The sequence below is a fragment of the Sphingomonas sp. CFBP 8760 genome, assembly GCF_014841615.1.
In the GTDB taxonomy this organism is placed as follows: domain Bacteria; phylum Pseudomonadota; class Alphaproteobacteria; order Sphingomonadales; family Sphingomonadaceae; genus Sphingomonas.
In genome coordinates, this window is record NZ_JACYUG010000001.1 from 136,866 (window position 1) to 160,081 (window position 23,216).

Sequence of the window (23,216 nt, forward strand, 5' to 3'; positions counted from 1 at the left end):
CTTGCCGCGCGGCGTTCAAGCGCCGCGATTGACGCGGCAATTACGCACCTGTCTTGTGTTGGTGGGGAATGGCCGGAGACGAGGGGGAGCGGCGATGATGATAACGAGATGGTGGAACGTCATGATGGCCGCCGCCCTCCTCTGGACGGCAACGCCCGCCACCGCCGGCAGGATCGTGGTCGGCCAGCCGGCGCCGGATACCGAACTGACGCTGCTCGACGGCAGCAAGGTGGCGCTGTCGTCTTTGCGCGGGCAGGTGGTGCTGCTGAATTTCTGGGCGACGTGGTGCGTGCCCTGCCGGGTCGAACTGCCGCTGCTCGATCAATATTACCGGCGGACCGAAAAGCACGGATTGCGGGTGTTCGCGATCACGACCGAAGGATCGGTGCCCGCGTACCGGATGAAGCCCCTGTTCGCCGCGCTGGCGATCACCCCCGCCAAACGGGTCAAGGGGGAGTATGCAAACGTAAGGGCGGTGCCGACCAACTATATCATCGATCGCGCAGGGATCGTCCGTTACGCGGCCGCCCGCGCCTTCGACCTGGACGACCTGAACCGCCTGCTGATCCCGCTGCTGAAGGAAGCCCCGCCGGCCGGTGCGACCGGCGGGTGACGGGTCAGCGCATCAGCGCCGCGACACCGGGTAGGTCCTTGCCCTCCATCCATTCCAGGAACGCGCCACCGGCGGTCGAGACGAAGGTGAAGCGATCCGCCACCCCCGCCTGATTGAGCGCGGCGACGGTATCGCCGCCACCCGCGACCGACACGAGGCTGCCGTCCTGCGTCAGCGCCGCCGCGGTCTTCGCCAGCGCGACCGTGGCGGTATCGAATGGCGGTGTCTCGAACGCACCCATCGGTCCGTTCCACACCAGCGTGCGACAGTTCTTCAGCACATCGCCTAGCGCCTCGACTGCGGAGGGACCGACGTCGAGGATCATCTCATCCGCCGCCACTTCGTGGACGTTGACGGTACGAACCGGGGGGTTGGCGCGGAATTCCTTCGCCACCACCACGTCATAGGGCAGATGGACGGTGCAGCCGGCCTTGTCCGCCGCGTCGAGGATCGCCTCGGCGGTATCGGTCAGGTCGTGTTCGCACAGCGACTTACCCACCGCCACGCCGCGCGCGGCGAGGAAGGTGTTGGCCATGCCGCCGCCGATGATGAGGTGATCGACCTTCGTCACCAGATGGCGCAGCACGTCCAGCTTGCTCGATACCTTGGCCCCGCCGACCACCGCCGCAACGGGGTGCTCGGGATTGCCCAGCGCCTTTTCCAGCGCGTCCAGTTCCACCTGCATCGCCCGGCCCGCGAACGCCGGCAGCCGGTGCGCCAGTCCTTCGGTCGAAGCATGGGCGCGGTGCGCGGTGGAGAAGGCGTCGTTGACGTAGAGGTCCCCCAGCGCGGCGAACCGGTCGATCACGGCGGGATCGTTCTTTTCCTCGCCGCCGAAGAAACGGGTGTTCTCCAGCACCGCGATGTCGCCGGACCGCAGGGTGGCGATCGCTTCCTCGGCCCCTTCCCAGTCGATGTAGCGCACCGGGCGGCCCAGCACCGCCTCATACGACTTCGTCACCAGCGCCAGCGACATTTCGGGGTTCGGCTGCCCCTTGGGCCGGCCGAAATGCGCCAGCACCAGCACGATCGCGCCGCGATCGGCCAGTTCGTTCACCGTCGCCATCGTGGCGCGCAGCCGGGTGTCGTCGGTGACGCGGCCGTCCGCCATCGGCACGTTCAGATCCTCGCGCACCAGCACGCGCTTGCCGGCGACCTCGCCAATATCGTCCAGCGTTCTGAAAGCCTTGGTCATGGTTCCTCGATCCTGATCGGGTCGCCGATGGCGATCGTGCCGCCGGCCAATACGCGTGAACAGGCGCCGCCGCGCCAATCGGGAAGCAACGCCGCGAACAGGCCGGGCGCCAGCTTATCCATCCGGTCGCACGGGTCGGTTTCGCGCGTCACCTCCAGCACCACGTCGGCACCGATGCGCAGGCGGGTGCCGGGCACCTGCGGCAGATCGAACCCGTCGACCAGCAGGTTGCTGCGCCGCGCCCACCACGGCAGATCGTGGCCGACCTGATGCACCGCCGCGTCCCAGTCGCACCGCTCGATCAGCGTCACCTGACGCCGGCCGCGCCCGCCGGGCTTGCGTACCCCGCGACAATCGCCGGCGATGCCGCCATCCAGCGACACCGCGACCCGGTCGATTGTCTCGACCGGGCCTTTGGGCCGCCCGTGGCGGGCGATGCCGGCGATCGTGCCCGTCACCTTAAAGGAAGGACGCCATCACGCCGGCGGTGTCGACCATGCGGTTGGAGAAGCCCCATTCATTGTCGTACCAGCTGACGACGCGGACCAGCTTGCCGTCGAGCACCGCCGTCTCCAGGCTGTCGATCGTCGAGGACTGCGGCGTGTGCTGGATGTCGATCGAAACCAGCGGCTCGTCGGTATAGACCAGCACGCCCTTCAGCGGGCCGCTTTCCGCCGCCGCCTTCAGGATCGCGTTCACCTCGTCGCGGGTCGTGTCACGCGACGGGGTGAAGGTCAGGTCGATCAGGCTGCCGTCGGGCACGGGCACGCGGATCGCGGAGCCGTCCAGCTTGCCCTTCAGCTCGGGCAGCACCTCGCCCACCGCGCGGGCCGCGCCGGTGGTGGTCGGGATCATCGACATCGCCGCCGCCCGCGCGCGGCGCAGGTCCGGGTGGATCTGGTCGAGGATCTTCTGGTCGTTGGTATAGGCGTGAACCGTGGTCATCAGCCCGCGCTCGATCCCGATCGCGTCGTTCAGCACCTTGGCGACGGGGGCGAGGCAGTTGGTGGTGCACGACGCGTTCGACACGATCGTATGCTCGGCGGTCAGCTTGTCGTGGTTGACGCCGTAGACGACGGTCAGGTCGACATTCTTGCCGGGGGCCGAGATCAGCACCTTCTTGGCGCCGGCATCGATATGCTTCTGGCACGACACGTTGTCGGTGAAGAAGCCGGTGCATTCCAGCACCAGATCGACGCCCAGTTCCTTGTGCGGCAGGTTGGCGGGATCGCGCTCGGCGGTCACGCGGATACGCTTGCCGTCGACGACGAGGTCCTGGCCCTCGGCCGCGACCTCGCCCGGATACTTGCCGTGAATGCTGTCGCGGCTGAACAGCCACGCATTCGACTTGGCGTCGGCCAGATCGTTGATCGCGACCAGCTCCAGCCCGCTGTCGCCGCGTTCCAGGATCGCGCGCGCCACGAGGCGCCCGATCCGACCGAAACCGTTGATCGCTACCTTGACCGTCATGGGTGGTTCTCCATCAGGGGCGGCCGCGGAAAGGGCCGGGGCCGGGATGCCGCCGCCTTTGCGGGGCCGGGCCGGCCCCTGTCAACCACTGGCGTCGACCGTTCCCGTATCAACAAGTGGGAAACGCCTTGCCGGTGGCGGACACGCATCCTAATCGCCATGCCATGACCGACACAGCAACCGAGGCGGACGGCACCTCTCCCGCGGTCGAACGCATCGACCGGGCGATCTCCCGCATCCAGACCGCGATCGCCGCCCGTACCGACAGTGCGGAGGCGCTGGCCCGCCGCCATGCCGTACTGCGGTCGCGCATGGCGGATGCCGTCGCCGCACTGGACGACGTGATTGCGCGCGGCGGCACCCGCTGATGCCCACCGTCACGCTCCAGATCGGTGGCCGCCCCTACCCCGTCGCCTGCCGCGCGGGCGAGGAGGCACGGGCGCAATTGCTCGGCCGGATGCTCGACGAACGCTGGGCCACCGCCGATCGCGCGGCGGGTGGCCAGCCCGACCGGGCGATGCTGTTCGTGGCGCTGATGCTGGCCGATGCGCTGGACGAGGTGGAGAAGCGCCCGCCCGAAGGCGCCGCCGTCAGCGAATCGGCGTTGCAGCGGATCGCCGATACGCTCGAAGGGCTTGCACAGGCCCTTGAGCAATCGCCGCCGGTATCCTAGATAGGGCGTGGCGGGTTCTGCCCGGTACGAGCCTTTATTATCCCTGAGGCTATTCATCATCCATAGGGGGCTGTCCCTGCCCGGACCCTGGTCCGACGTACATGGTCCCCACCTGACGTACCGTGCGTCAGTGGATAACCCGGCACACGGCCACGGCGGTCCCGCCACCCGCCCCCTCCCGATGGTCGACGCATGACCGACAAACATGCCCTCCGTCTGCGTCTGCGTGCCGCGCGCGCCGCTTTCACGCCGCGCACGATGACGATGCCCGACGCGTTGCGGGAGCGGCTGGTGCCCGGCCTGGTGATCGCGGCCTATGTCCCGATCGGGGGCGAGGTCGATCCGGCCCCGTTGCTGGCCATCGCCCGCGCCGCCGGCTGCACCATCGCCCTGCCCCATGTCGTCGATCGCGCGACACCGCTCCGCTTCCTCGATGCCGCCGGTACGCTCGGCAATGGCCCGTTCGGCCTGCGCCAGCCGGCCGCGGACGCGACGGAGCTTGTCCCCGACATCATCCTGACCCCGCTGGTCGGCTTCGACCGGTGCGGCAACCGGCTGGGTCAGGGTGCGGGCCATTACGACCGGGCATTCGCGGATCATCCCGCCGCCTGGCGCATCGGCCTTGCCTGGAGTGTGCAGGAAGTGCCGGGCCTGGTGCCCGATCCGTGGGACGTACCGCTTCACGCCATCCTCACCGAACTGGAATGGATCACACCCATGCCTTGCCACGCATCCTCCGCCGGGCCGATGCCGTCATGACCCCGAGCTGGCGCAAACCCGCCGGCGTGTTCGCCATCCTCGCGATCATCACGATCTGGGCGGTGCTGGTCGCCAGCCTGTCCGGGCTGGTGGGCGGCTGGCACTGGGTGGCGCAGGCCCTGTTCTATCTCGTCGCGGGGCTCGCGTGGATCACGCCGATGCGACCATTGCTGCTATGGATGGAAACAGGACGGTGGAAATCGTCTTAACCTACAGCAATAGTTGAGTTCTTTGCCGCCGGACCGTTGCTTTTCCCGGTCGAGCCGCAATCGCTTCGGGCCGTCAGCATCCCTTCGTCGCGCGTTGTTGGGCGATCATCACTCCTTCTGCCGAACCGTCCGGTGGCGGCGGTGATCGCCTGCTTCGTGCAGACGCCAAGGGAGAGTTTCGAGATGACGGATACCAACGTCGCTCATGGCGACGACGCCCCACCCGCCAGCTGGAAAAAGGGCGATGCCATCGCCGCAGCCGGGATCGGCGACGGCAAGGGCGAAACGGTGATCGGCCGTTCGGTGACGATCAACCGTCCCGCCGCCGAACTGTTCGCCTATTTCCGCGACTTCGCCAACCTTGCCACCTTCATGGAGAATGTCGACCGGATCGACGTGCTGGATGGCAAGCGGTCGCACTGGGTGGTGAAGGCCCCCGGCGGCCGGACCGTGGAATGGGATGCGCTCGTCACCGACGAGGCACAGGACCAGTTCATTGCCTGGGCATCCGAACCGGGTGCCGATGTCGCCAATAGCGGCCGGATCGAGTTTCGCGATGCCGGGGCGCGCGGCACGGTCGTCACCGCGACGATTCTCTATGACCCGCCCGGCGGCGTGATCGGCAAGATCATCGCCAAGATGTTCCAGCGCGAACCCGCGATCCAGGCGCGGCGCGACCTGCGCCGGTTCAAGCAATTGATGGAAACGGGCGAGATCGCCACCGCGGCGATGAACACCCGGCAACGTGAAGAGGAACTGGCCTGATGCGCGCCCTTGCCTGGCACGGTAAACACGACGTCCGCGTCGATACTGTCGACGATCCCGAAATCGTCAACCCGCGCGACGCGATCATCAAGGTCACGGCGACGGCGATTTGCGGATCGGACCTGCACCTGTACGATGGTTATATTCCGACGATGCAGTCGGGCGATATCCTGGGCCATGAATTCATGGGCGAGGTGGTCGAAACCGGACCGAAATCCACCCTCAGAAAGGGTCAGAAGGTCGTGGTGCCCTTCACGATCGCGTGCGGCAGCTGCTATCACTGCGGCAAGCATCAATATTCGGCCTGCGACAACGGCAACCCCGCCGACAATCAGGATATCGGCATGGAGCTATACGGCCAGCCGATGTCCGGCCTGTTCGGCTACAGCCATCTGACCGGCGGTTATGCCGGCGGCCAGGCGGAATATGTCCGCGTGCCGTTCAGCGACGTCGGCCCGATCGTGATCCCCGACGGCGTGGATGACGAGAAGGTGCTGTTCCTGTCGGATATCCTGCCGACCGGATGGCAGGCGGCCGAATATGCCCAGATCGAACCGGGCGACACCGTCGCGGTATGGGGTTGCGGGCCGGTCGGGCTGTTCGCGGTGCAGTCGGCGTTCCTGATGGGCGCGGCGCGAGTGATCGCAATCGACCATTTCCCCCGGCGGCTGGAACTGGCGAAGCGGTTCGGAGCGGAGACGATCAACTTCGAACAGAGCGCGGTCTACGAAGCGCTGATGGAGATGACCGGCGGGATCGGCCCGGATGCGGTGATCGACAGCGTCGGGCTGGAGGCGCACGGCCTGTTCGTCGACAACGTCGTCGACCAGATCAAGGCGTCGACCTTCCTCGGCACCGATCGCGCGCATTCGATCCGGCAGGCGATCGTCGCGTGCCGCAAGGGTGGCCGCGTGTCGATGCCTGCCGTCTATGGCGGCTTCGTCGACAAATTCCCGCTGGGCGCGTTCATGGAAAAGGGGCTGACGCTCAAGACCGGGCAGACCCACGTCCAGCATTACATGCCAGCGCTGCTCAACGCGATCATGGAGGGGAAGATCGACACCACCTTCCTGATCTCGCACCGCATGGATCTGGAGGATGCCCCGAAGGGGTACAAGATGTTCCATGAAGACCAGAACAACGTGACCAAGGTCGTGCTCAAGCCCGGCTTCAACTGAGGACATCGACATGGCTGACAAATTCGCGATCATCACCGGCGCCTCGACCGGCATCGGCTTCGAACTCGCCACGCTGGCGGCGAAGAACGGGTACGACATCCTGATCGTCGCCAACGAGGCGCTGATCAACGATGCCGGTGCCGATCTGAAGCAGTTCGGCACCGGTGTGCAGGCGGTCGAGGCGGACCTGTCGACCATCGAGGGGGTCGATACGCTGATCGCCGCCGCGGCCGGACGGCGGATCGACCTGCTGTGCGCCAATGCGGGCCACGGGCTGGGCCATGGCTTTCTCGACCAGTCGGTGAAGGACTGGCGCTTCGTCGTTGACACCAACATCACGGGCACCATCTACCTGTTGCAGCAGGTGCTGCCGGCGATGGTGGCACGCAACGACGGCAAGGTGCTGGTGACCGGATCGGTCGCCGGCTACATCCCGGGCGCGTTCCAGGCGGTGTACAACGGCACCAAGGCGTTCATCGACAGCTTCACCGAAGCGCTGCGCAACGAGATCAAGGACGCGGATGGCGTGACGCTGACCACGCTGATGCCGGGACCGGTCGATACGGAGTTCTTCGATCGTGGCGGGATGAACGACACGTCGGTTGGCACCGATCCCAACAAGAGCGATCCGGTGGATGTCGCGAAGGACGGCTGGGATGCGGTGATGGCCGGCAAGCCGTCGATCTTCTCGGGCTGGAAGACCAAGCTGCAAGGCGTTCTCGCCAACGTCACGCCCGGATCGGTGCTGGCCGAACAGCATCGCAAGATGGCCGAGCCGGGTACGGCCGACCAGTGAGCCAGCCGGGCTGAACGTTTCCTCGTCACGGGCGGAGGACGACTTCGCCCGTGATGAGGGAGGCGTCGCCGGGACCGGCTATCGCATCAGGCCGGCGGCGCGCAACGCATCGTCGATGACCTGCCCGACCGACAAGGGCATGGATGCCGGTTTTGGTGCCGGCTGCGGTGAGGATCGATCGGCCTCGATCGTGTGGGTCGACGCGGGCATGGCCTCCACGGTCGCCACGTCGTCGGCAAGCCCCCAGAACGCGGCGATATGGCAGGTGGACGAGATGCCGGCGTCGAGCATGAACGCCCCCACCGCGCCGTAATCATCCGCCGTACCGGTCGCCAGCGGCGTACCGTGACCCATGCCGGCGATGCTGAACTCCTCGATCACCACCCGGCCATCGGCGGCCTGCCAGCGGCGGCGGGGAATGCCGTCGACAGTATCCACCTGCGCAGGGGCCGCCGCGACGCCGTGAACCGCACGCCATTGAGCGAGGATCGCCTCGCGATTGGACGAATGGACGGTCGCATCAGCCCCGCCATGCCAGATCGACACCGTCGGCCAAGGCCCGCGATGCGGCGAGGCACGGCGGACCAGATCGCCCAGCATTTCGGCATCGACCGCGCCGTGCCCCCGCATCCGGTCGAGCGCCTGCACCACACCGCTGGCGCTGCCATAAGGCAGGCCGGCGATGATCGCACCGCTCGCGAACACCTCGGGATAGGTAGCCAGCATCACGGAGGTCATCGCCCCACCGGCGGACAGGCCGGTGACGAACACGCGGGCGGGATCGATGCCATGCCGGGTGACGACGGTGGCGATCATCTGCCGGATCGACAGCGCCTCGCCGCCGTCGCGCACCGTGTCCTCGGGCGTGAACCAGTTGAAACAGCTGTTCGGGTTGTTGGCCCGCTGCTGTTCCGGATACAGCAGGACGAACCCGTGTTCGTCGGCCAGTTGCGACCAGCCGGAACCGCGATCATAGCCGGCGGCGGTCTGCGTACAGCCGTGCAGCACGACGACCAGCGCCGGCTTTGCCGCCAGCCGATCCGGCACATGGACCCAGCCGCGCAGGCCACCGGGATTGGAGCCGAATCCATCAAGGGCGCTCAGCCGGCCGGCGCCGTCGTCGGGCTGGAAACGGCTCATCGCGTCGCGCATCGTGGACAGGCGATTGATCGTATCGGACAGACGCCGCATGCAAACACTCCGAAGCGGACCGTCCGCTGACAGGCACCGCGGCGGCGATGCTGCACTGCACAATATGGGCGATAGCAGGCGGATGGCAAGCCGCCGACCGAACGGCTTTTGACGATCGATATCGCGCAAGGCGAGACTTTTCCGCCGTTTCGGCTATGAGGGCGTGTTTCAGGCGATCCTCGCGATCGCATCACTTGCAGCGGAAAAGAGTATGGCAGCCTACAAGACCCCCGATTTCACCGAGCGTAATGCCGCGGCACGCGAAGCGCGGCAGCGGGCGCTGGAGCAGCTGCGCGCCAAGCCGGCTCCCGATCCCGAGGTCGTGGCCGCGCGCCAGGCCGCACGCGAAGCGCGCGAGGCGGCCGCCGCCGAGCGCCGCGCCGCCAAGCTGGCTGCCGAGGCGGAAGCCAAGGAAGCCGCCCGCGCCGCCAAGGAAGCGGCCGAACAGGCCGAACTGGAAGCCGCCGCCGCCAAAAAGGCATCGCGCCCGAAGCCCCCGACTGAAGCCGAGATGAAAGCCGCGCGCGATGCGCGTTACGCAGCGCGCAAGGCCCGCAAGCGGTGACACCCCGCGAACTGCTCGGCACCGCAGAGGTGCCGGGCGGTCCGCCGCTCCGCCTGTTCCGGCGCGGCGACGATTTCATGATCGTGCTCGATCGCAACGAACTGATGAGCAGCCGCATGAGTGGGTCCGAGATCGCGCTTGGCACGATGACGTGCGCGCGACTGACCGGCCATCCGGCTCCCCGGCTGCTGATCGGGGGATACGGCATGGGCTTCACGCTTCGGGCGGTGCTGGCGAGTCTGGGTGCCGATGCGCGGATCGTCGTCGCAGAACTGGTACCGGGCATCCTCGACTGGGCACGCGGACCGATGGCGGCGCTGACCGGCGATTGCCTCGACGATCCCCGGGTCGAGATCGTGATCGGTGATGTCGGCGGCGCGATCGCGGGCGGTAGCGGCCGATATGATGCCATCCTCCTCGATGTCGACAACGGTCCGGACGGGCTGACGCGGGAGGCCAATGACGGGCTGTACACCGCGCGCGGTCTGGCCGCGGCCCGCATGGCGCTACGCCCCGGTGGGGTGCTGGCGGTCTGGTCGGCGGGGGCCGACGCCGCCTTCACCCGCCGTCTGGGCCAGGCGGGGTTCGCCGTCGACGAAATTCGGGTGCGTGCCCGTGACAACGGCAAGGGGCCGACTCACGTCATCTGGTTCGCCACGCGTCGCTGATCGCCGCATTTCCCGACCTGAAATCCACCAACCGATAAATCTAGATTAGTCGTTTTCGATCATCGGCTTGGGTCTTTTCGGTCACCGTTATCGTTTCACCGGGGATACGATAACGGGGGATCATGGTGTTCGTGATGCATCTGGCGCTGGGCGGTTGCCTGAAGGCGCCGCCGGTCAGATATGGCCTGACGGCGGACACCGGCGGTCACATCGCCTATATCATGGAAGCTGCGCTCGCGCAGGCCGAGATGCCGGAGATCGAGCGTATCTCGATCGTCACCCGGCGGTTCGACGACCCCGCGTTGGGCGCGGATCATGATCGGGCCACAGAGCGGATGGGCGACCGGATCACGATCGACCGGATCGGAACCGCGAACACCGCCTATCTGGAGAAGGAGGCGCTGCTCGCCGACCGGCCCGCCTTCCTCGCGGCGCTGCACGCGCATCTGGCGGCATTGCCCCGGCGCCCCGATGCTATCCACGCGCATTTCGCCGACGCTGCCGAGATCGCCATGGCGGTGCGCGAGCGCTGGGGCATTCCCTTCGTCTATACGCCCCACGCGCTCGGGATCGACAAGCGCGCGCAACAGGTCGGCGGTGACGGCCTGAACGTGCGCATCGCGGAAGAGCGCGCCGCGATCGCTGCTGCCGATGCCATCATCGTATCGACCCGCGACGAGGCCGATCGTCAGATCGCCGCCTATGGCGTCGCCGATGCCGCATCGCGCCTTCACTGCCTGTCGCCCGGCGCGCCATCGCGCCCCGCCGGTCGCGGTACCGGCGTGATCGACACGGTGGATGCCATGCTGGCCGATCCCGGCAAGCCGATCGTGCTGGCGATCGCTCGGCCGGTCCGCAAGAAGAACCTTGCCGCACTGGTCCGCGCCTATGCTGCGACCCCCACGCTCGCAGAACGGGCGAACCTCGTCATCCTAGCCGGTCAGCAGGATGACGGACGCTGCTCGATCGAAGAGCGTGAGGTGATCGCCGAGTTGCGTCGCCTGTGCGCCGACCCGGCCCTCCAAGGGCGCGTCGCGTTGCCGGCGCGTCACGACGAGGCGGATGTAGAGGCGCTCTATCGCCGGGCGGCGGCGGGCGGCGTCTTCGTCAACCCCGCGCTGCATGAACCGTTCGGCCTGACGCTGATCGAGGCCGCGGCCGCCGGTGTGCCGGTGGTCGCGACCCGTCATGGCGGACCGAGCGAGATCGTCGCGACGGTCGGCCATGGTCTGCTCGTCGATCCGCGCGACGAGGCGGCGATCGGCGCCGCCTGTCTGGCGATCATATCGGATGCGGCGCTGCACCGGCGTCTGGCCGGGGCGGCGCGTGCGCATGCCGGCCATTACAGCTGGGCGAACTACGCCGCGGGATCGGTGGCGGTCTATGCAGGATTGCGGCGGATGCCGATCTTGTTGGCGAGCGATATCGACAACACGCTGACCGGCTGCACCGCCGGCGCGGCGGCGTTCGCGGCATGGAACCGGACACGCGAACTGGGCTATGTCGTCGCGACCGGTCGGTCCTTCGCGGCGGCACGCAAGGTGCTGGCACAATGGCGACTGCCCGAACCCGATGCCTTCATCGTCGATGTCGGCACGCGGATCATGCTGCCGACGCCGGGCGGCGGCTGGCATGAATGGGACAATTATGCCGTGGCGCTCGACCGGGACTGGGACCGGCCAGCGGTGGTGGCTGCGCTTGCCCCGCTCGCCCTGACCGCGCAGCCGCATGAGACGGAGGGGCCGCATAAACTGAGCTTCTTCGGCGACGCGACCGATGCGGCGACGATCCGCGCGGCGTTGACGGCGGCGGGGCTGGCGACGCGGGTGGTGTTCTCCCACGGCGAACTGATCGACGTGCTTGCTCCCCATGCGGGCAAGGCGGCGGCGATCGCCGCCTATGCCGCGCGGCGCGGCCTGTCGCTGGCGGATTGCATCGCGGCGGGCGACAGCGGCAACGACATCGACATGCTGGAGGCGTGCGGCCATGCGATCGTCGTCGGCAATGCCGGCGCGGAACTCGACGGGCTTACGCCGCGTGCCGGGTTGAACCGGGTGCGCGGTCGCCATGCGGCAGGCGTGATGGAGGGGCTGGCGGCGATCGGGATCGTACCGCCGGTGCGGGAGATGATGGCGGCATGAAGCAGGCGTTCGGTTATTTCGTCCATCATCAGGGCCGCGGCCATGCCGAACGCTGTGCGGCGATCGCCCATGCCCTGCCGGCGGACCGGCCGCTCGTCATCTTCTGCGCGCGTGACGACATCTTCCCGACGCTGCCGCCCCAGGCATCGATCACCGTCATCCCTTCGCTGTTCGAACCGCGCGGGGACGAGGCGACGGCGATGGATCACATCCCCACCCCCGCGACGCTGCATTGCGCGCCACTCGGCTGGCCCGGCATCCGCCGGGCAATGGCGACGATCGCCGGCTGGTTCGATACGACGAACCCCGCCCTGATGATCTGCGACGTCTCCGCCGAGATCGCGCAATTGTCCCGCATCTGCAGCGTTCCGCACGTCAAGATTCTCCAGCACGGCGACCGCGGCGATCCCGGTCACCAAGCCGCCTATGACGGGGCTGCGGGCCTGCTCGCCCCCTTCCACCTCGCGCTCGCGCAACCGGAATGGGACGCGGCCATGCGCGCGAAGACCTGTTTCGCCGGCGGTCTGGGGGTCGACACCCGCGTCGTCGAACGCGAACTGGCGCGCCAGCGGATCGGCGTCGGAGCCGGAGAGGAGATGATCCTCGTGACGGCGGGTGGCGGCGGCAGCGGCTTCGGGCAGGCGCCGCTGGGCGTCGGCGCGCGCAGCCGACCCGGTGCGCGCTGGATCACGATCGGCCCGGTCGAACGCGACTGGCACGCCACGGAGCCCGCGAACATCGAGCATCGCGGCTGGGTCGATAACGCCGCCGACCATATCGCCGCCGCCGATCTCGTGATCGCGTCGACCGGCAACACCACCTGCCAGCAGATCCTGGCGGCAGCGCGGCCATGGCTGGCGATCCCGGAATGGCGCTATTTCGACGAGCAGCACCGCAAGGCGCAGGCGCTGGGCGCGGCCGGGGTGGCCACCACCCGGCCGCATCTTCCCTCCTCGGCGGAGGCGTGGCAGCAGGCATTGGCGGAGACACTCGCCGGGCATGACGCTGCGGCGCAGTGCGCGTTGATCGAGGATCGCCCCGCGACGAAGGCCGCGGACTGGCTGGAATCGCTGGCCGACCAGCTGTGGCGCGTTACCGCCCCCGTGCCGGTCGGCGCGTGACCGGCGTATCGGTGCTGACGCTGGCCGGCGGGCGGCCCGAGCATCTGCACAACATGGTGCTGGGGCTGATCCGTCAGGCGCATCGTCCGATCGAGCTCATCGTCGCGGTGATGCAGGCTGATCCCTACACGCTGCCGCCCGCCCCCTTCCCGATCCGGCAACTGACGATCGCGGGCGATGCCCTGCCCCTGGCGGCCGCGCGCAATGCGGCGGTGCAGGCGGCGATCGGCGATGCGCTGATCTTCCTCGACATGGACTGCATCCCGGCGCCGACGCTGATCGGCGATTACGTCGCGGGTCTCGCCGGGCTCGAGGGGGTGCTGATGGGCGAAGTGTCGTACCTGCCGGACGGGGCGACCGCACCGGGATGGACGATCGAGCGGTTCGCCGCCGTCGCGGTGCGTCACCCCGATCGTCGCGGGCCACCCGAAACCGGCTGCGAGATTTGCGATGACTATCGCTGTTTCTGGTCGCTCAACTTCGCGGTTCGCCGTACCACCTTCCTTGCCGCCGGCGGGTTCGACGAACGCTATGTCGGCTATGGCGGCGAGGATACCGATTTCGCCAAGACGCTGGGCGATCGCGGCATTCCCCTAGCCTGGATGAAAGGCGGTCTCGCCTATCATCAATATCATCCCCACCACATGCCCCCGGTCCACCATCTCGACAGCGTGGTGCGCAACGCGGAATTGTTCGAAGCGAAATGGGGATACCGGACGATGGGGCACTGGCTCTACGCGTTCCGGCTGATGGGCCTGATCGACGACCGGGCCGGTGCGCCCATCACCATCCTCCGCCGCCCCGATGCGGCCGATCATGCCCTGACCGGCCAGCAGCGCCACCAGCCCTATGCCGATACCACGACGGTCATTGATCTGCTGAAGGCGCGGGCCGCCGCCTGACCGTCGCTACCGGGTGGTGGTGGTCGCCAGTCCATGGCGGACCAGCATCGCCGCCGGATCGGGATCGCGACCGCGAAACGCCCGGAAGCTTTCCGCCGCCGGCCGCGTCGCACCGCGTGCTAGCACATCGACGCGCAACGCGTCGCCGGTCGCCCGGTCGACCAGCCCGGCCTCGACGAACTTCTGGAATGCGTCCGCCGCCAGCACTTCGGCCCACAGATAGCTGTAGTAGCCCGATGCATAGCCACCCGCGAAGATATGGCTGAAGGCATGGGGGAAGCGGTGCCACGCGGGGGGACGGTTGACCGCCACCTCGTCGCGCACCGCCTCGATCACCTCCATCGGGTCGCTGCCCAGCGTCCCGAGATGCAGCAGCAGGTCGAACAGCGCGAACTCGACCTGCCGGACGATGAACATACCCGACTGGAACCGGCGCGCCGCCAGCATCTGGTCGAACAGGCCGGTCGGCAGCGTCGCGCCGGTGACGTGATGCCCCGACATCGCGGTCAGCACGCCCTGATCCCAGGCGAAATCCTCCATCAGCTGGCTGGGCAGTTCGATCGCATCCCATTCGAAGCCGCTGGTGCCGGCGATGCTCGGCCGGTCGACCTGGGTGAACAGGTGATGCAGGCAATGCCCCGTCTCGTGCAGCAGCGTGACGACGTCGTCGTGACTGAGCAGCGACGGTGAATTCTCGCCATGCGGAGCGAAATTGCAGACCAGATACGCGACCGGCAGCGTCACCACGTTGCCATCGCGCAGGCGCGGTCGGGCCTGTGCCATCCATGCGCCGCCGCGCTTGCCGGGGCGGGCGTGGAGATCGATATAGATGCCGGCAAACACTTCGCCGCGATCGTCCACGATATCGAAATAGCGCGCGTCGGGATGATAGACCGGCACGTCGTCGCGCAGCATGAGCCGGATACCGAACAGCCGAACGAGCAACGCCTGCCACCCCTCCAGCACGCGTTCCACGGGGAAATGCGCGCGCACCTCCTGTTCGTCGACCGCATAGCGCGACAGCCGCAACCGGTTGGAGACGAACGACACGTCCCACGGTTGCAGATCGGCAATCCCCAACGTCGCCGCGAAATCGCGCAATTCCTCCATGTCGCAGTCCGCGGCAGGCCAGGCGCGCGCGCCGAGATCGCGCAGGAACACCAGCACCTCGCCGGCATTGGGCGCCATCTTGGTGGCGAGCGACCATGCGACCGGATCGGGGAAGCCGAGCAGCGCCGCCGCCTCCCGCCGCAGTTCCAGAATACGCGCGATCCGCGGCGAATTGTCGAACCGGCCGGCATGAGGCCCCTGATCCGAGGCGCGGGTGCCCGAGGCGTGATAGACCCGGTAACGCAGGTCGCGATCCTCGCCAAAAGTCATCACGGCATTGATGCTGGGCTGTTGCAGCGTGACAAGCCAGCCGTCCTGCCCCTTCGCCTCCGCCGCGGCGCGGAACATCGCGCGGGCGGGATCGGGGATGCCCGCCAGCATCGCCGAGTCCGTTACCAGTTCGCTCCACGCGTCGGTGGCGTCCAGCACCGCGCTGCCGAAGGCGTTGGACAGCGCGGACAGTTCGATCGCGATCGCCGCGAATCGTTCACGCGGGCCATCGTCCAGCGCGACGCCCGACAGGGTGAAATCACGGATCGCATGTTCCACCGCCACCCGATCCGCGACCGGCAGCATGGCGAATTCGGGCGCGGTCGAGATGCCGACCAGAACGTCGTACAGGTCGCGGTTCTGACCGACCTTCATCGCATTCTCGACCAGCCGGGCCTGCCCCGCCGCATGGGCGGCCCGCAGTTCGGGCGTATCCGCGACGCCGTGCAGGTGCGACACCGCCGACCAGATCGCACCGAGCGCGGCATCGGCGCGTTCCAGCGGCAACCACGCCTCGGCAAAGCCGGTGGGGCGCGCAGCGACGATCGCGGCGACCGCCGCCTCGTGATCGGCAATCGCGCGATCGAGCGCGGGTGCGATCAGGTCGGGCGTAATGTCGGAGAAGCGCGGCAGGGTCTGCGGGTCGAAAAGTGGATCGGTCATCCCGCAGCCCCTAGCATATCCTTCAGCGCGGTTTCACAAACTTCAGCGTCATGCGATCGCTTTCGCCGATCGCGGCATATTTCGCCCGGTCGACATCCTTCAAACGATAGGCCGGCGGCAGGGTCCACACGCCTTCGGGCCAGTCGGCGGTATCCCGGGGATTGGCATTGACCTCCGACCGGCCGGCCAGCCGGAAGCCGGCGGCCGTGGCGAAGCCGATGACGCTGCTGGTCTTCATGTAACCGCTCTTCTCCTCGGCAGCGGCGTCGCGCGCCTCGGGCAGGCGATGTTCGACCACGCCCAGCGTGCCGCCGGGCTTCAGCATCCGGTACATCGCGGCGAACATCGCGCGGGCGCGGTCAGCACCGCCGAAGCGCCAATTATGGACGTTGCGGAACGTGAGGACGACATCGGCGCTGCCGTCCGGTACGGCGGGCGCCCCCGTCTCCGGCGGAAAGGCGGCGAGTTTCACCGGGCCATAGGTGGCGGCATCCTTCGCCTGCATCGCGCGCACGCCGGCCAGTCCCTTCTGCCATGGTCCGGCGGCGTAATAGGCACCGCCCCGTGCGGTCAGCGGCGCGAGAATCTCGGTATACCAGCCTCCGCTCGGCCAGATTTCGACCACGGTATCGGTCGGCTTCACCCCGAAAAAGGCAAGCGTTTCAGCCGGGTGGCGATACCGGTCGCGGGCGGTGTTGGCGGGGGTCCGCGTCGATGCAGCGACGGCGGCGGCAATCGGGGCGGGCACGCGGGGCGGCGTCGCCGCGACGAGCATCGGGACGGCGAGCAGGATCAGGCAGGCGGGGCGGTTCATGATCGGCCTTTCAAGGGGATACGGCGATGCTGCCGCGATTGCCGGGGCCGCGCAACGTCATTCGCATTCCGGCCCGGCATCGACACTCAATGCTCACGGAACGATGACCAGAACGCGCCGACCAGCGGCTCCACCGCGTAATCGAGCGCGGTACGCGGGCGCAGCGGGACCAGTATCTGTACCGGCATGCCCGCGCGCAGTTCGAACCCGCCGCCCCGGATCGTGCCCAGCTTGTCCAGTTCGGCACGCGGCACGGTGACTTCGCCGGTGAAGTAACTGGCCCCCGTCTTCTCGTCGGTCAGCGCATCGGCGGACAACCGGGTCAATCGCCCGGCGAGATCTGGCAGGTCGCGTTCGTGGAGCGACGGGAAACGAACGCGGGTGTGCTGCCCGACCGACAGGTCGTCCGCATCGTCCAGCGCGATCCGCGCCTGGATGCGCAGCGGCGTGCGTTCGGGCACGATATCCATCAGCTTCTGCCCCGGCGCGACGACGCCGCCCGGCGTGAACACCGTCAGGCCGATCACCGCCCCGGTCGCGGGTGCGCGGATATCGGTGCGGGCCAGTTGGTCGCGTGCCGCCGCCAGCCGCGGCATCACGTCCCCCAGCCGCCCGTCGACGTCGCGCAGATCGGCGGCGGTGCGTTCGCGGAAGGTGCGCTCCGCCTCCAGTACCTCGATCTCGCTTTCGCGCGCTGCCTCACGCGTCTGGGCGACGCTGGCGGCATATTGGCCGCGCTGGCCGATCAGTTGCGCGCGCACCCGTTCCAGTTCGCGCAGCCGGGTCTGCGATACGAACCCGCGTTCGGCCAGCGGCCGCAGCGCCTCCAGTTGCTGTTCGATCAGCCGCAACTGCTCGTCGGCGGAGACGACCTGGGTGCCGTACCCCCGCCCCTGCTCGCCGGATTGCGCGCCCCGCTGGCCCAGCGCCCCGCGCTGCGCCGACAGGGTGGCGGTGCGCGCGGCCAGTTCGCTCTGTTGAAGGCGGAGCGCCAGCCGTGCCTCCTCGCGATCCTCGGGCGGCAGCGCGGCGAATTCGGGCGGCACGACCAGGCGCGACTGCCCGAGCTGTTCCGCCTGCAACCGTGCCCGCTGCGCCAGCAGCCGGATCGACTGGGCGGCGAGTGCGCGTTCCTGCGCCAGCACGTCGGCGGCGGCGAGACGGATCAGCAGATCGCCCTGCCGCACCCGTTGCCCCTCATGGACATGGATCGCGCCGACGACGCCACCATCGCGGTGCTGCACCGACTGGCGCTGCCCCGACACGACCAGCGTGCCCGGCGCATAGGCGGCGGCGTCTAGCCGCACCGTCGCCGCCCAGCCAAGGAACAGGACGAAGAACAGCCCCGCGACGATCAGCCCGTGGCGGATGTCGCGCGACGGATCGCCGGTGGCGGCGGTGTCGTCCGGCCCGTCGGCGGCGGGGAGCAGGGCGGCGGTCATGCCGCGCCGGCCCCCGGTACCGCCTGCGGCATCCGGCGGACATTGGCGGGCATCAGCTTCGGCAGCACCTCGTCACGCGGGCCGAACAGTTCGACCCGGCCGTCGCGCAGCACCAGCAGCTTGTCGACGACGGGCAGGATACTCAGCTTGTGCGACACGACCAGCACGGTTCGTCCCTCCCCCTTCAACGCGACCAGCGCGGCATTGAGGGCGGCATCCCCCTCCGCATCGAGATGCGCGTTGGGCTCGTCGAGGATGAACAGCGCGGGATCGCCGTACACCGCCCGCGCCAGCGCGATCCGCTGGCCCTGCCCCGCCGACACACCCCGCCCGCCCAGCCGCAGCCGATGGTCGAACCCGTTCGGCAACCGCAGGATCAGCGCGTCCGCCCCCACCTTCTTCGCCGCCGCCACCGCCGCCGCATCGATATCGTCCGTCTGGCCCAGTTCGGTCGCGAAACGGCAGATATTCTCCTTCACCGATCCTTCGAACAGCGCCGAATCCTGCGGCAGATAGCCGATATGGCGGGCCAGCCGTTCCGGGTCCCAGTCACCGATATCCGCCTCGTCGATCCGCACCGTGCCACGATCAATCGGCAGCGCACCGGCGATGGCGCGGAGCAGCGTCGACTTGCCGGCGCCGGACGGGCCGACGATCGCCACCACCTCGCCCGGCCGGATATCGAACGACACCGCGTTCAGGATCGCGCCGTCGCGGCTGTCGTTCAGCACGGTCACCCCGTCCAGCCGCAACGCCCCGCGCGGGGCGGGCAGTTGCGTGACCATCGCGGTGGCGGGGCCGGCCAGCAGGGCGTCGAGCATATGATAACTGCCGCGCGCCTGCACCACCGCCTTCCACGTCCCGACCAGTTGTTCGATCGGGGCCAGCGCACGCGCGATCAGGAACGACGAGGCGAAGATCGCGCCGCCTGAAATCTGGTCGTTCACCGCCAGCAGCGCGCCCAGCCCCAGCGCCAGCGATTGCAGCGCCAGCCGGACGAATTTCGTCGCGGTGAAATAGGCACCCGCCCTGAACCCCGCTTCGGTCTGGAGCGCCAGCATCGAGCGGCGGTGGCGCAACTGGCGCGTGACCAGCGCCTGCCGCATACCCAGCGCGCGGATGCTCTCCGCCGATGTCAGCAGGCTGTCCTGCGCGGCATAGGCGACACCCGCCGCAGCCTGCGCGCGCGCCAGCCGATCCCCGGTCGCGAGTTCGTTGCGCCATGCGATCACCGGCAGGATCACCGCACCGGCCAGCGCCATCGCGCCGATCCAGGGGTGGACGAGGAAGCAAACCGCGACATAGACCGGGGTCCACGGCGCGTCGAACAGCGCCAGCATCCCCGGCCCGGTCAGCGTGCCGCGCATCGTATCGAAATCACGCAGCGCCGCGCGCGCCGCCGCCGAGTCGGGCCGCCCCAGCGTCGCATTCAGCAACGCCGGCGCGACGACGCCGTCCAGCACCACCCCGGCGCGTACCAGCAGCCGGGCGCGCACCCTGTCCAGCAGCGCCAGCGTCGCCAGCCCGAACAGCAGCACCAGCGTCAGGAAGAACAGCGTCTGCCGCCCCTGCGTCGGCACCACCCGGTCATAGACCTGAAGCATGTAGAGCGTCGGCACGATGTAGAGCAGGTTGACGAGCGCACTGAACCCCGCCGCCGCCATGAAATGTCGGCGACAACGGGCGAACGCCGCCCGCATCGCCCCGTGATGCGCCATTTCCGCCATCGTTTCCGTTCAGACCCGTTACCGACCGGCTGGATACGCGATCCGACCGGTCGGCGATACGGCATCAATAAGCGTGGAGTTCCATGTGGTGGTCGCGGAACACCCAGTCGCCGAAGCCGCCCATCGCATCGTCATAGGCGGCGTGCACCACGATGTCGGGGGCCGGCGCGCTGGTCGCATCGCCGGACCAGAAGGCCGCATCGGCGACCGACCCGGCGTCGGCCGATACCGGCACGCGACCGCTATCGGCAAAGGTGAACACGTCCTCGCTGACGGCGGCCGCGCCGTTGCCCAGTTTCAGCAATGCCACCTGCGGATCATGGTCGGTCGGGCGATCGCCGGTGAACTGCGAGTTGATGTGCACCGCGTCGTAGCGTGCGTCGGCCAGCAATCCACCGGTCACGAGGATGTTGTCGAGCTGCTGCGCGTTGCCCTCGAACAGATAGCTGTAGCGCTCTTCGGGGGCGAGCAGGGTGTTCAGGTTGGTGAACACGCCGCCGCGGGCCGGGTCGGTCAACTGGGTCTGCGCATTCTCGAAATAGAAGCCGTTCCAGTCGCCCAGGATCGCGAGGTTCAGGTCGGGATCGCCCGCCAGCTTGTCCTGCACCCAGGCCTTCACGCCCGCCGCCTGCGCGGTACGGGCGGCGTCGCCCGCATCCGTCGGCGGCTGCGTTGCACCCCAGAGCGGGTCGCTGCCACCGCGCGAGGTGAAGTGGACGTTGATCGCGGTCACCGTTTCGCCGTTGAAGGCGAACTGCGCGGCCAGCGGATTGCGGCTGTTGCTGTAGGCGCCGCCGGTGATCAGCGTCGCGCTGCCCGCGACATAATCGACGCGGTCGTCATTGTAGAGATAACCGTTGCGGATATTGCCGTTGGGTTCGCCACCGGTGGAATTGGCGGTCGCAGGAGCGACCTCGACATATTTGTAGTTGCCGTAACCCAGCGCGGCGATCGCGGCGATCAGCCCGTTGGCGGTCGGCGCGCCGGACAGGCTGCCACCGCTCGCCGCGCCGTTGGCGTCCTGAATCTCCTGCAACGCGATGACATCGGGCGCGCGGAGATTGTAGACGATGTTGGCGGCGAGGATATCGAACTTGTTGTCGGACGCGTCGAGATTCTCGACATTGTAGGTGGCGATCGACAGGTGGTCGGCATCGCCGGCCAGCGCCGTCGTCTCGCGCGTCAGCGTCACGTCCTTGGTCAGGGTGACGGTATCGGTCACCACCACCTCGAACTGGTTGAAGGCATAGTTGACGATGCCCGACACGCTGCTCAACTGGTCGCCGACATTGTAGCCCGGCGCGTACCCCGCGAAGATCGCGCTGTCGTCGTCGATCTGAATCTTCTCGGGATTGAAATCGCCGGTCGACACGGTGATGCCGCCACGGTCGTTGACGCCGGTGGCGCCGCTGCCGAGCGAGGCGACCACGTCCGTCTCGCCGAAATTGTTGGTGTTGGACACGACCAGCGGGTTGTCGATCGTGACGCGCATCCCCTCCAGCGATTCCCAGAAGTCGATGCCGTCGGTGGCGGGATCGTAGCTGGTCAGGCGATCGTCGTCGATCGTCTGGGTCGGCGGCAGCAGCCCGCCGACGCCGATCAGCGTCGAGGCCGACAGGATGTTGCCATAGCTGGCGATGTCGACCGTCGGCGTCACGATCTGCGTGACGGACAACCCGCCCACGCCACCGACGAATTCGGACACGCGTCCCGCCACCGATACGAGATCGCCGGCGAACACCTCCGGCGGGGTGCTGGTGAACACGAAGATGCCGTCCGAAGTACGGCCATTGCCGTCGCCCGAATCCTGCAGATAGAAACCGTTGCTGTCGACCGCGGTGACGATGCCGTTGGTGACGACTTCCTGCCCGACATAGGCGGAGCGATGCCCCTCGCCTTGGATCTGTCCGACGAGCAGGGTGACCACGTCGTCGTTCAGGATCGTCCCGGTCGCGACCGCCCGGCCCAACTGTGCGCCGCCGGTGGGCGAGGACAGCGTGATGGTGAACGCCTCGTTGTTCTCGGGCAGCCGGTCGCCCAGCACCGGCAGCGTGATCGTCGCGCTGGTCTGGCCGGCGGCGAAGCTGACCTTGCCGGTAAAGGCCGCATTGGCGGCGAAGTCGCCGGCATCGGCGCCATTGGCGCCGCCGGGCAGGCCGACCGTATAGGTCGCCTCGACCGCGCCATCGCTGCCGCCGGTGCGCGATACGGTGAAGGTCAGGTCCTGAACACCGTCATTGCCCTCGACCACATTGGCGTCGGCGATGCCGAGCGTGCCGGTCAGGCCGCCGCCGCTGCCCGTGCTGGTCACGACGATGTCGTCGATGCCGACCCATTCGTCGTTACCGCCGGCATTGGTCGTCATGATCCGGACCTGCAACTGGCCCGCGTCGTTGGCGTCGGCCGGCAGGGTGACGCTAACCTCCGTCACCTTCGTCGCGGTGCCGCCCTCGGTCACGTCGGCATTGTAATAGACGTTGGTCCAGATGCCGGCTTCGCCGAGCCGGTACTGGACGGCGAGTTGCTGGATGGCGTTGTCCACGCTGGCGTCGAGATCGCGCGCGTTGAAGCTCAGCGTCACGTTCTGACGGCCGCTGGCGTTCAGGTACAGCGCCAGATACGGCGCGTCGGCGGTGCCGGAACCCTGAATGGCGATGGTCGGGTTCGCGATGTCGAACTCGGCGACGCCGCCGCTGCTGAACGTGGTCGGATTGGTCTGGTTGGCGAACACGTTGACGCTGGTCGACGTGATCCCCGTCAACGTCCTGGGATCGACGTTGGTCGGCGAAGCCGTGGAATAATCACCCAGGAAACCGACGATGCCGGGTACCCGACTCCAGTCGCCAGTCGTGGTGATGAGCGTCTTGTCGCTCCAGTCCTGACTGAAGTCGGCAGACCCCAGGTTCCAATAATCCGCGCTCACGCCACTACCCCCTGTCCGGAA

General features: G+C 68.0%; 22 protein-coding genes. 13 read left to right on the plus strand and 9 right to left on the minus strand.

Going from position 1 to position 23,216, the window contains the following annotated elements:
* Positions 1-121 precede the first annotated feature (121 nt).
* Positions 122-613, plus strand: coding sequence for a TlpA family protein disulfide reductase (locus IFT82_RS00610; RefSeq protein WP_244646400.1), 492 nt, complete (start codon positions 122-124; stop codon positions 611-613).
* A 4-nt stretch (positions 614-617) separates the two neighbouring features.
* On the opposite strand, the gene IFT82_RS00615 is transcribed toward IFT82_RS00610, so the two are convergent.
* The 3 genes from IFT82_RS00615 to gap are packed head-to-tail and all read right to left on the minus strand — an operon-like array spanning position 618 to position 3,278.
* Positions 618-1,808: a phosphoglycerate kinase gene (locus IFT82_RS00615; RefSeq protein WP_192123361.1), complete on the minus strand. Its 1,191-nt coding sequence runs from the start codon at positions 1,806-1,808 to the stop codon at positions 618-620.
* Positions 1,805-2,266: an MOSC domain-containing protein gene (locus IFT82_RS00620; RefSeq protein WP_192123363.1), complete on the minus strand. Its 462-nt coding sequence runs from the start codon at positions 2,264-2,266 to the stop codon at positions 1,805-1,807. Before IFT82_RS00620 ends, IFT82_RS00615 begins: the two co-directional genes overlap by 4 nt.
* Before the next feature lies 1 nt (position 2,267).
* Positions 2,268-3,278: a type I glyceraldehyde-3-phosphate dehydrogenase gene (gene gap, locus IFT82_RS00625; RefSeq protein ID WP_192123371.1), complete on the minus strand. Its 1,011-nt coding sequence runs from the start codon at positions 3,276-3,278 to the stop codon at positions 2,268-2,270.
* A 164-nt stretch (positions 3,279-3,442) separates the two neighbouring features.
* Between gap and IFT82_RS00630 the strand changes: the two genes are divergently transcribed.
* From IFT82_RS00630 to IFT82_RS00660, 7 genes are all read left to right on the plus strand, one after another.
* Entirely contained in the window at positions 3,443-3,646 is a 204-nt protein-coding gene (locus IFT82_RS00630; RefSeq protein ID WP_192123373.1) for a hypothetical protein, read from the plus strand.
* A complete protein-coding gene (locus IFT82_RS00635) occupies positions 3,646-3,951 on the plus strand; it encodes a cell division protein ZapA (RefSeq protein ID WP_192123375.1) in 306 nt (101 codons plus the stop codon). Before IFT82_RS00630 ends, IFT82_RS00635 begins: the two co-directional genes overlap by 1 nt.
* A gap of 192 nt (positions 3,952-4,143) precedes the next feature.
* The gene (locus tag IFT82_RS00640; protein ID WP_192123377.1) at positions 4,144-4,710 is read left to right on the plus strand and encodes a 5-formyltetrahydrofolate cyclo-ligase; all 567 of its coding nucleotides are present in this window, start codon (positions 4,144-4,146) and stop codon (positions 4,708-4,710) included.
* Positions 4,707-4,919: a DUF2842 domain-containing protein gene (locus IFT82_RS00645; protein ID WP_192123379.1), complete on the plus strand. Its 213-nt coding sequence runs from the start codon at positions 4,707-4,709 to the stop codon at positions 4,917-4,919. Before IFT82_RS00640 ends, IFT82_RS00645 begins: the two co-directional genes overlap by 4 nt.
* A 183-nt stretch (positions 4,920-5,102) precedes the next feature.
* Positions 5,103-5,684, plus strand: coding sequence for an SRPBCC family protein (locus IFT82_RS00650; RefSeq protein WP_192123382.1), 582 nt, complete (start codon positions 5,103-5,105; stop codon positions 5,682-5,684).
* Complete coding sequence (locus IFT82_RS00655; protein WP_192123384.1) at positions 5,684-6,862, plus strand: zinc-dependent alcohol dehydrogenase; 1,179 nt, start codon at positions 5,684-5,686, stop codon at positions 6,860-6,862. Before IFT82_RS00650 ends, IFT82_RS00655 begins: the two co-directional genes overlap by 1 nt.
* 10 nt (positions 6,863-6,872) lie before the next feature.
* Positions 6,873-7,658 carry an SDR family NAD(P)-dependent oxidoreductase gene (locus tag IFT82_RS00660; protein ID WP_192123386.1) on the plus strand — a complete coding sequence of 262 codons (786 nt, stop codon included), beginning with the start codon at positions 6,873-6,875 and terminating at the stop codon, positions 7,656-7,658.
* Positions 7,659-7,736: 78 nt separating this feature from the next.
* Here IFT82_RS00660 and IFT82_RS00665 read toward each other — a convergent pair whose 3' ends face one another.
* A complete protein-coding gene (locus IFT82_RS00665) occupies positions 7,737-8,849 on the minus strand; it encodes an extracellular catalytic domain type 1 short-chain-length polyhydroxyalkanoate depolymerase (protein ID WP_192123388.1) in 1,113 nt (370 codons plus the stop codon).
* Positions 8,850-9,060: 211 nt separating this feature from the next.
* Between IFT82_RS00665 and IFT82_RS00670 the strand changes: the two genes are divergently transcribed.
* From IFT82_RS00670 to IFT82_RS00690, 5 genes are all read left to right on the plus strand, one after another.
* A complete protein-coding gene (locus IFT82_RS00670) occupies positions 9,061-9,414 on the plus strand; it encodes a DUF6481 family protein (protein ID WP_192124232.1) in 354 nt (117 codons plus the stop codon).
* Positions 9,411-10,082: a spermine/spermidine synthase domain-containing protein gene (locus IFT82_RS00675; RefSeq protein ID WP_192123390.1), complete on the plus strand. Its 672-nt coding sequence runs from the start codon at positions 9,411-9,413 to the stop codon at positions 10,080-10,082. Before IFT82_RS00670 ends, IFT82_RS00675 begins: the two co-directional genes overlap by 4 nt.
* Positions 10,083-10,204: 122 nt before the next feature.
* A complete protein-coding gene (locus IFT82_RS00680; protein ID WP_199860267.1) occupies positions 10,205-12,223 on the plus strand; it encodes an HAD family hydrolase in 2,019 nt (672 codons plus the stop codon).
* Positions 12,220-13,344 carry a glycosyltransferase gene (locus IFT82_RS00685; protein WP_192123392.1) on the plus strand — a complete coding sequence of 375 codons (1,125 nt, stop codon included), beginning with the start codon at positions 12,220-12,222 and terminating at the stop codon, positions 13,342-13,344. Before IFT82_RS00680 ends, IFT82_RS00685 begins: the two co-directional genes overlap by 4 nt.
* Positions 13,341-14,246 (plus strand): galactosyltransferase-related protein, encoded by a 906-nt coding sequence (locus tag IFT82_RS00690; protein WP_192123394.1) that lies wholly within the window; start codon positions 13,341-13,343, stop codon positions 14,244-14,246. The genes IFT82_RS00685 and IFT82_RS00690 overlap by 4 nt, the downstream gene beginning before the upstream one ends.
* A 6-nt stretch (positions 14,247-14,252) precedes the next feature.
* Here IFT82_RS00690 and IFT82_RS00695 read toward each other — a convergent pair whose 3' ends face one another.
* The 5 genes from IFT82_RS00695 to IFT82_RS00715 form a co-directional block, all read right to left on the minus strand.
* Complete coding sequence (locus IFT82_RS00695) at positions 14,253-16,289, minus strand: M3 family metallopeptidase (protein WP_192123396.1); 2,037 nt, start codon at positions 16,287-16,289, stop codon at positions 14,253-14,255.
* A gap of 22 nt (positions 16,290-16,311) precedes the next feature.
* Positions 16,312-17,103, minus strand: a complete 792-nt coding sequence (locus IFT82_RS00700; protein ID WP_192123397.1) for a methyltransferase domain-containing protein — start codon at positions 17,101-17,103, stop codon at positions 16,312-16,314.
* An 86-nt stretch (positions 17,104-17,189) separates the two neighbouring features.
* Entirely contained in the window at positions 17,190-18,545 is a 1,356-nt protein-coding gene (locus IFT82_RS00705; protein ID WP_192123399.1) for an HlyD family type I secretion periplasmic adaptor subunit, read from the minus strand.
* Complete coding sequence (locus tag IFT82_RS00710) at positions 18,542-20,272, minus strand: type I secretion system permease/ATPase (protein ID WP_244646313.1); 1,731 nt, start codon at positions 20,270-20,272, stop codon at positions 18,542-18,544. The genes IFT82_RS00705 and IFT82_RS00710 overlap by 4 nt, the downstream gene beginning before the upstream one ends.
* Before the next feature lie 64 nt (positions 20,273-20,336).
* Entirely contained in the window at positions 20,337-23,195 is a 2,859-nt protein-coding gene (locus IFT82_RS00715; protein WP_192123402.1) for a Calx-beta domain-containing protein, read from the minus strand.
* Positions 23,196-23,216: the final 21 nt, after the last annotated feature.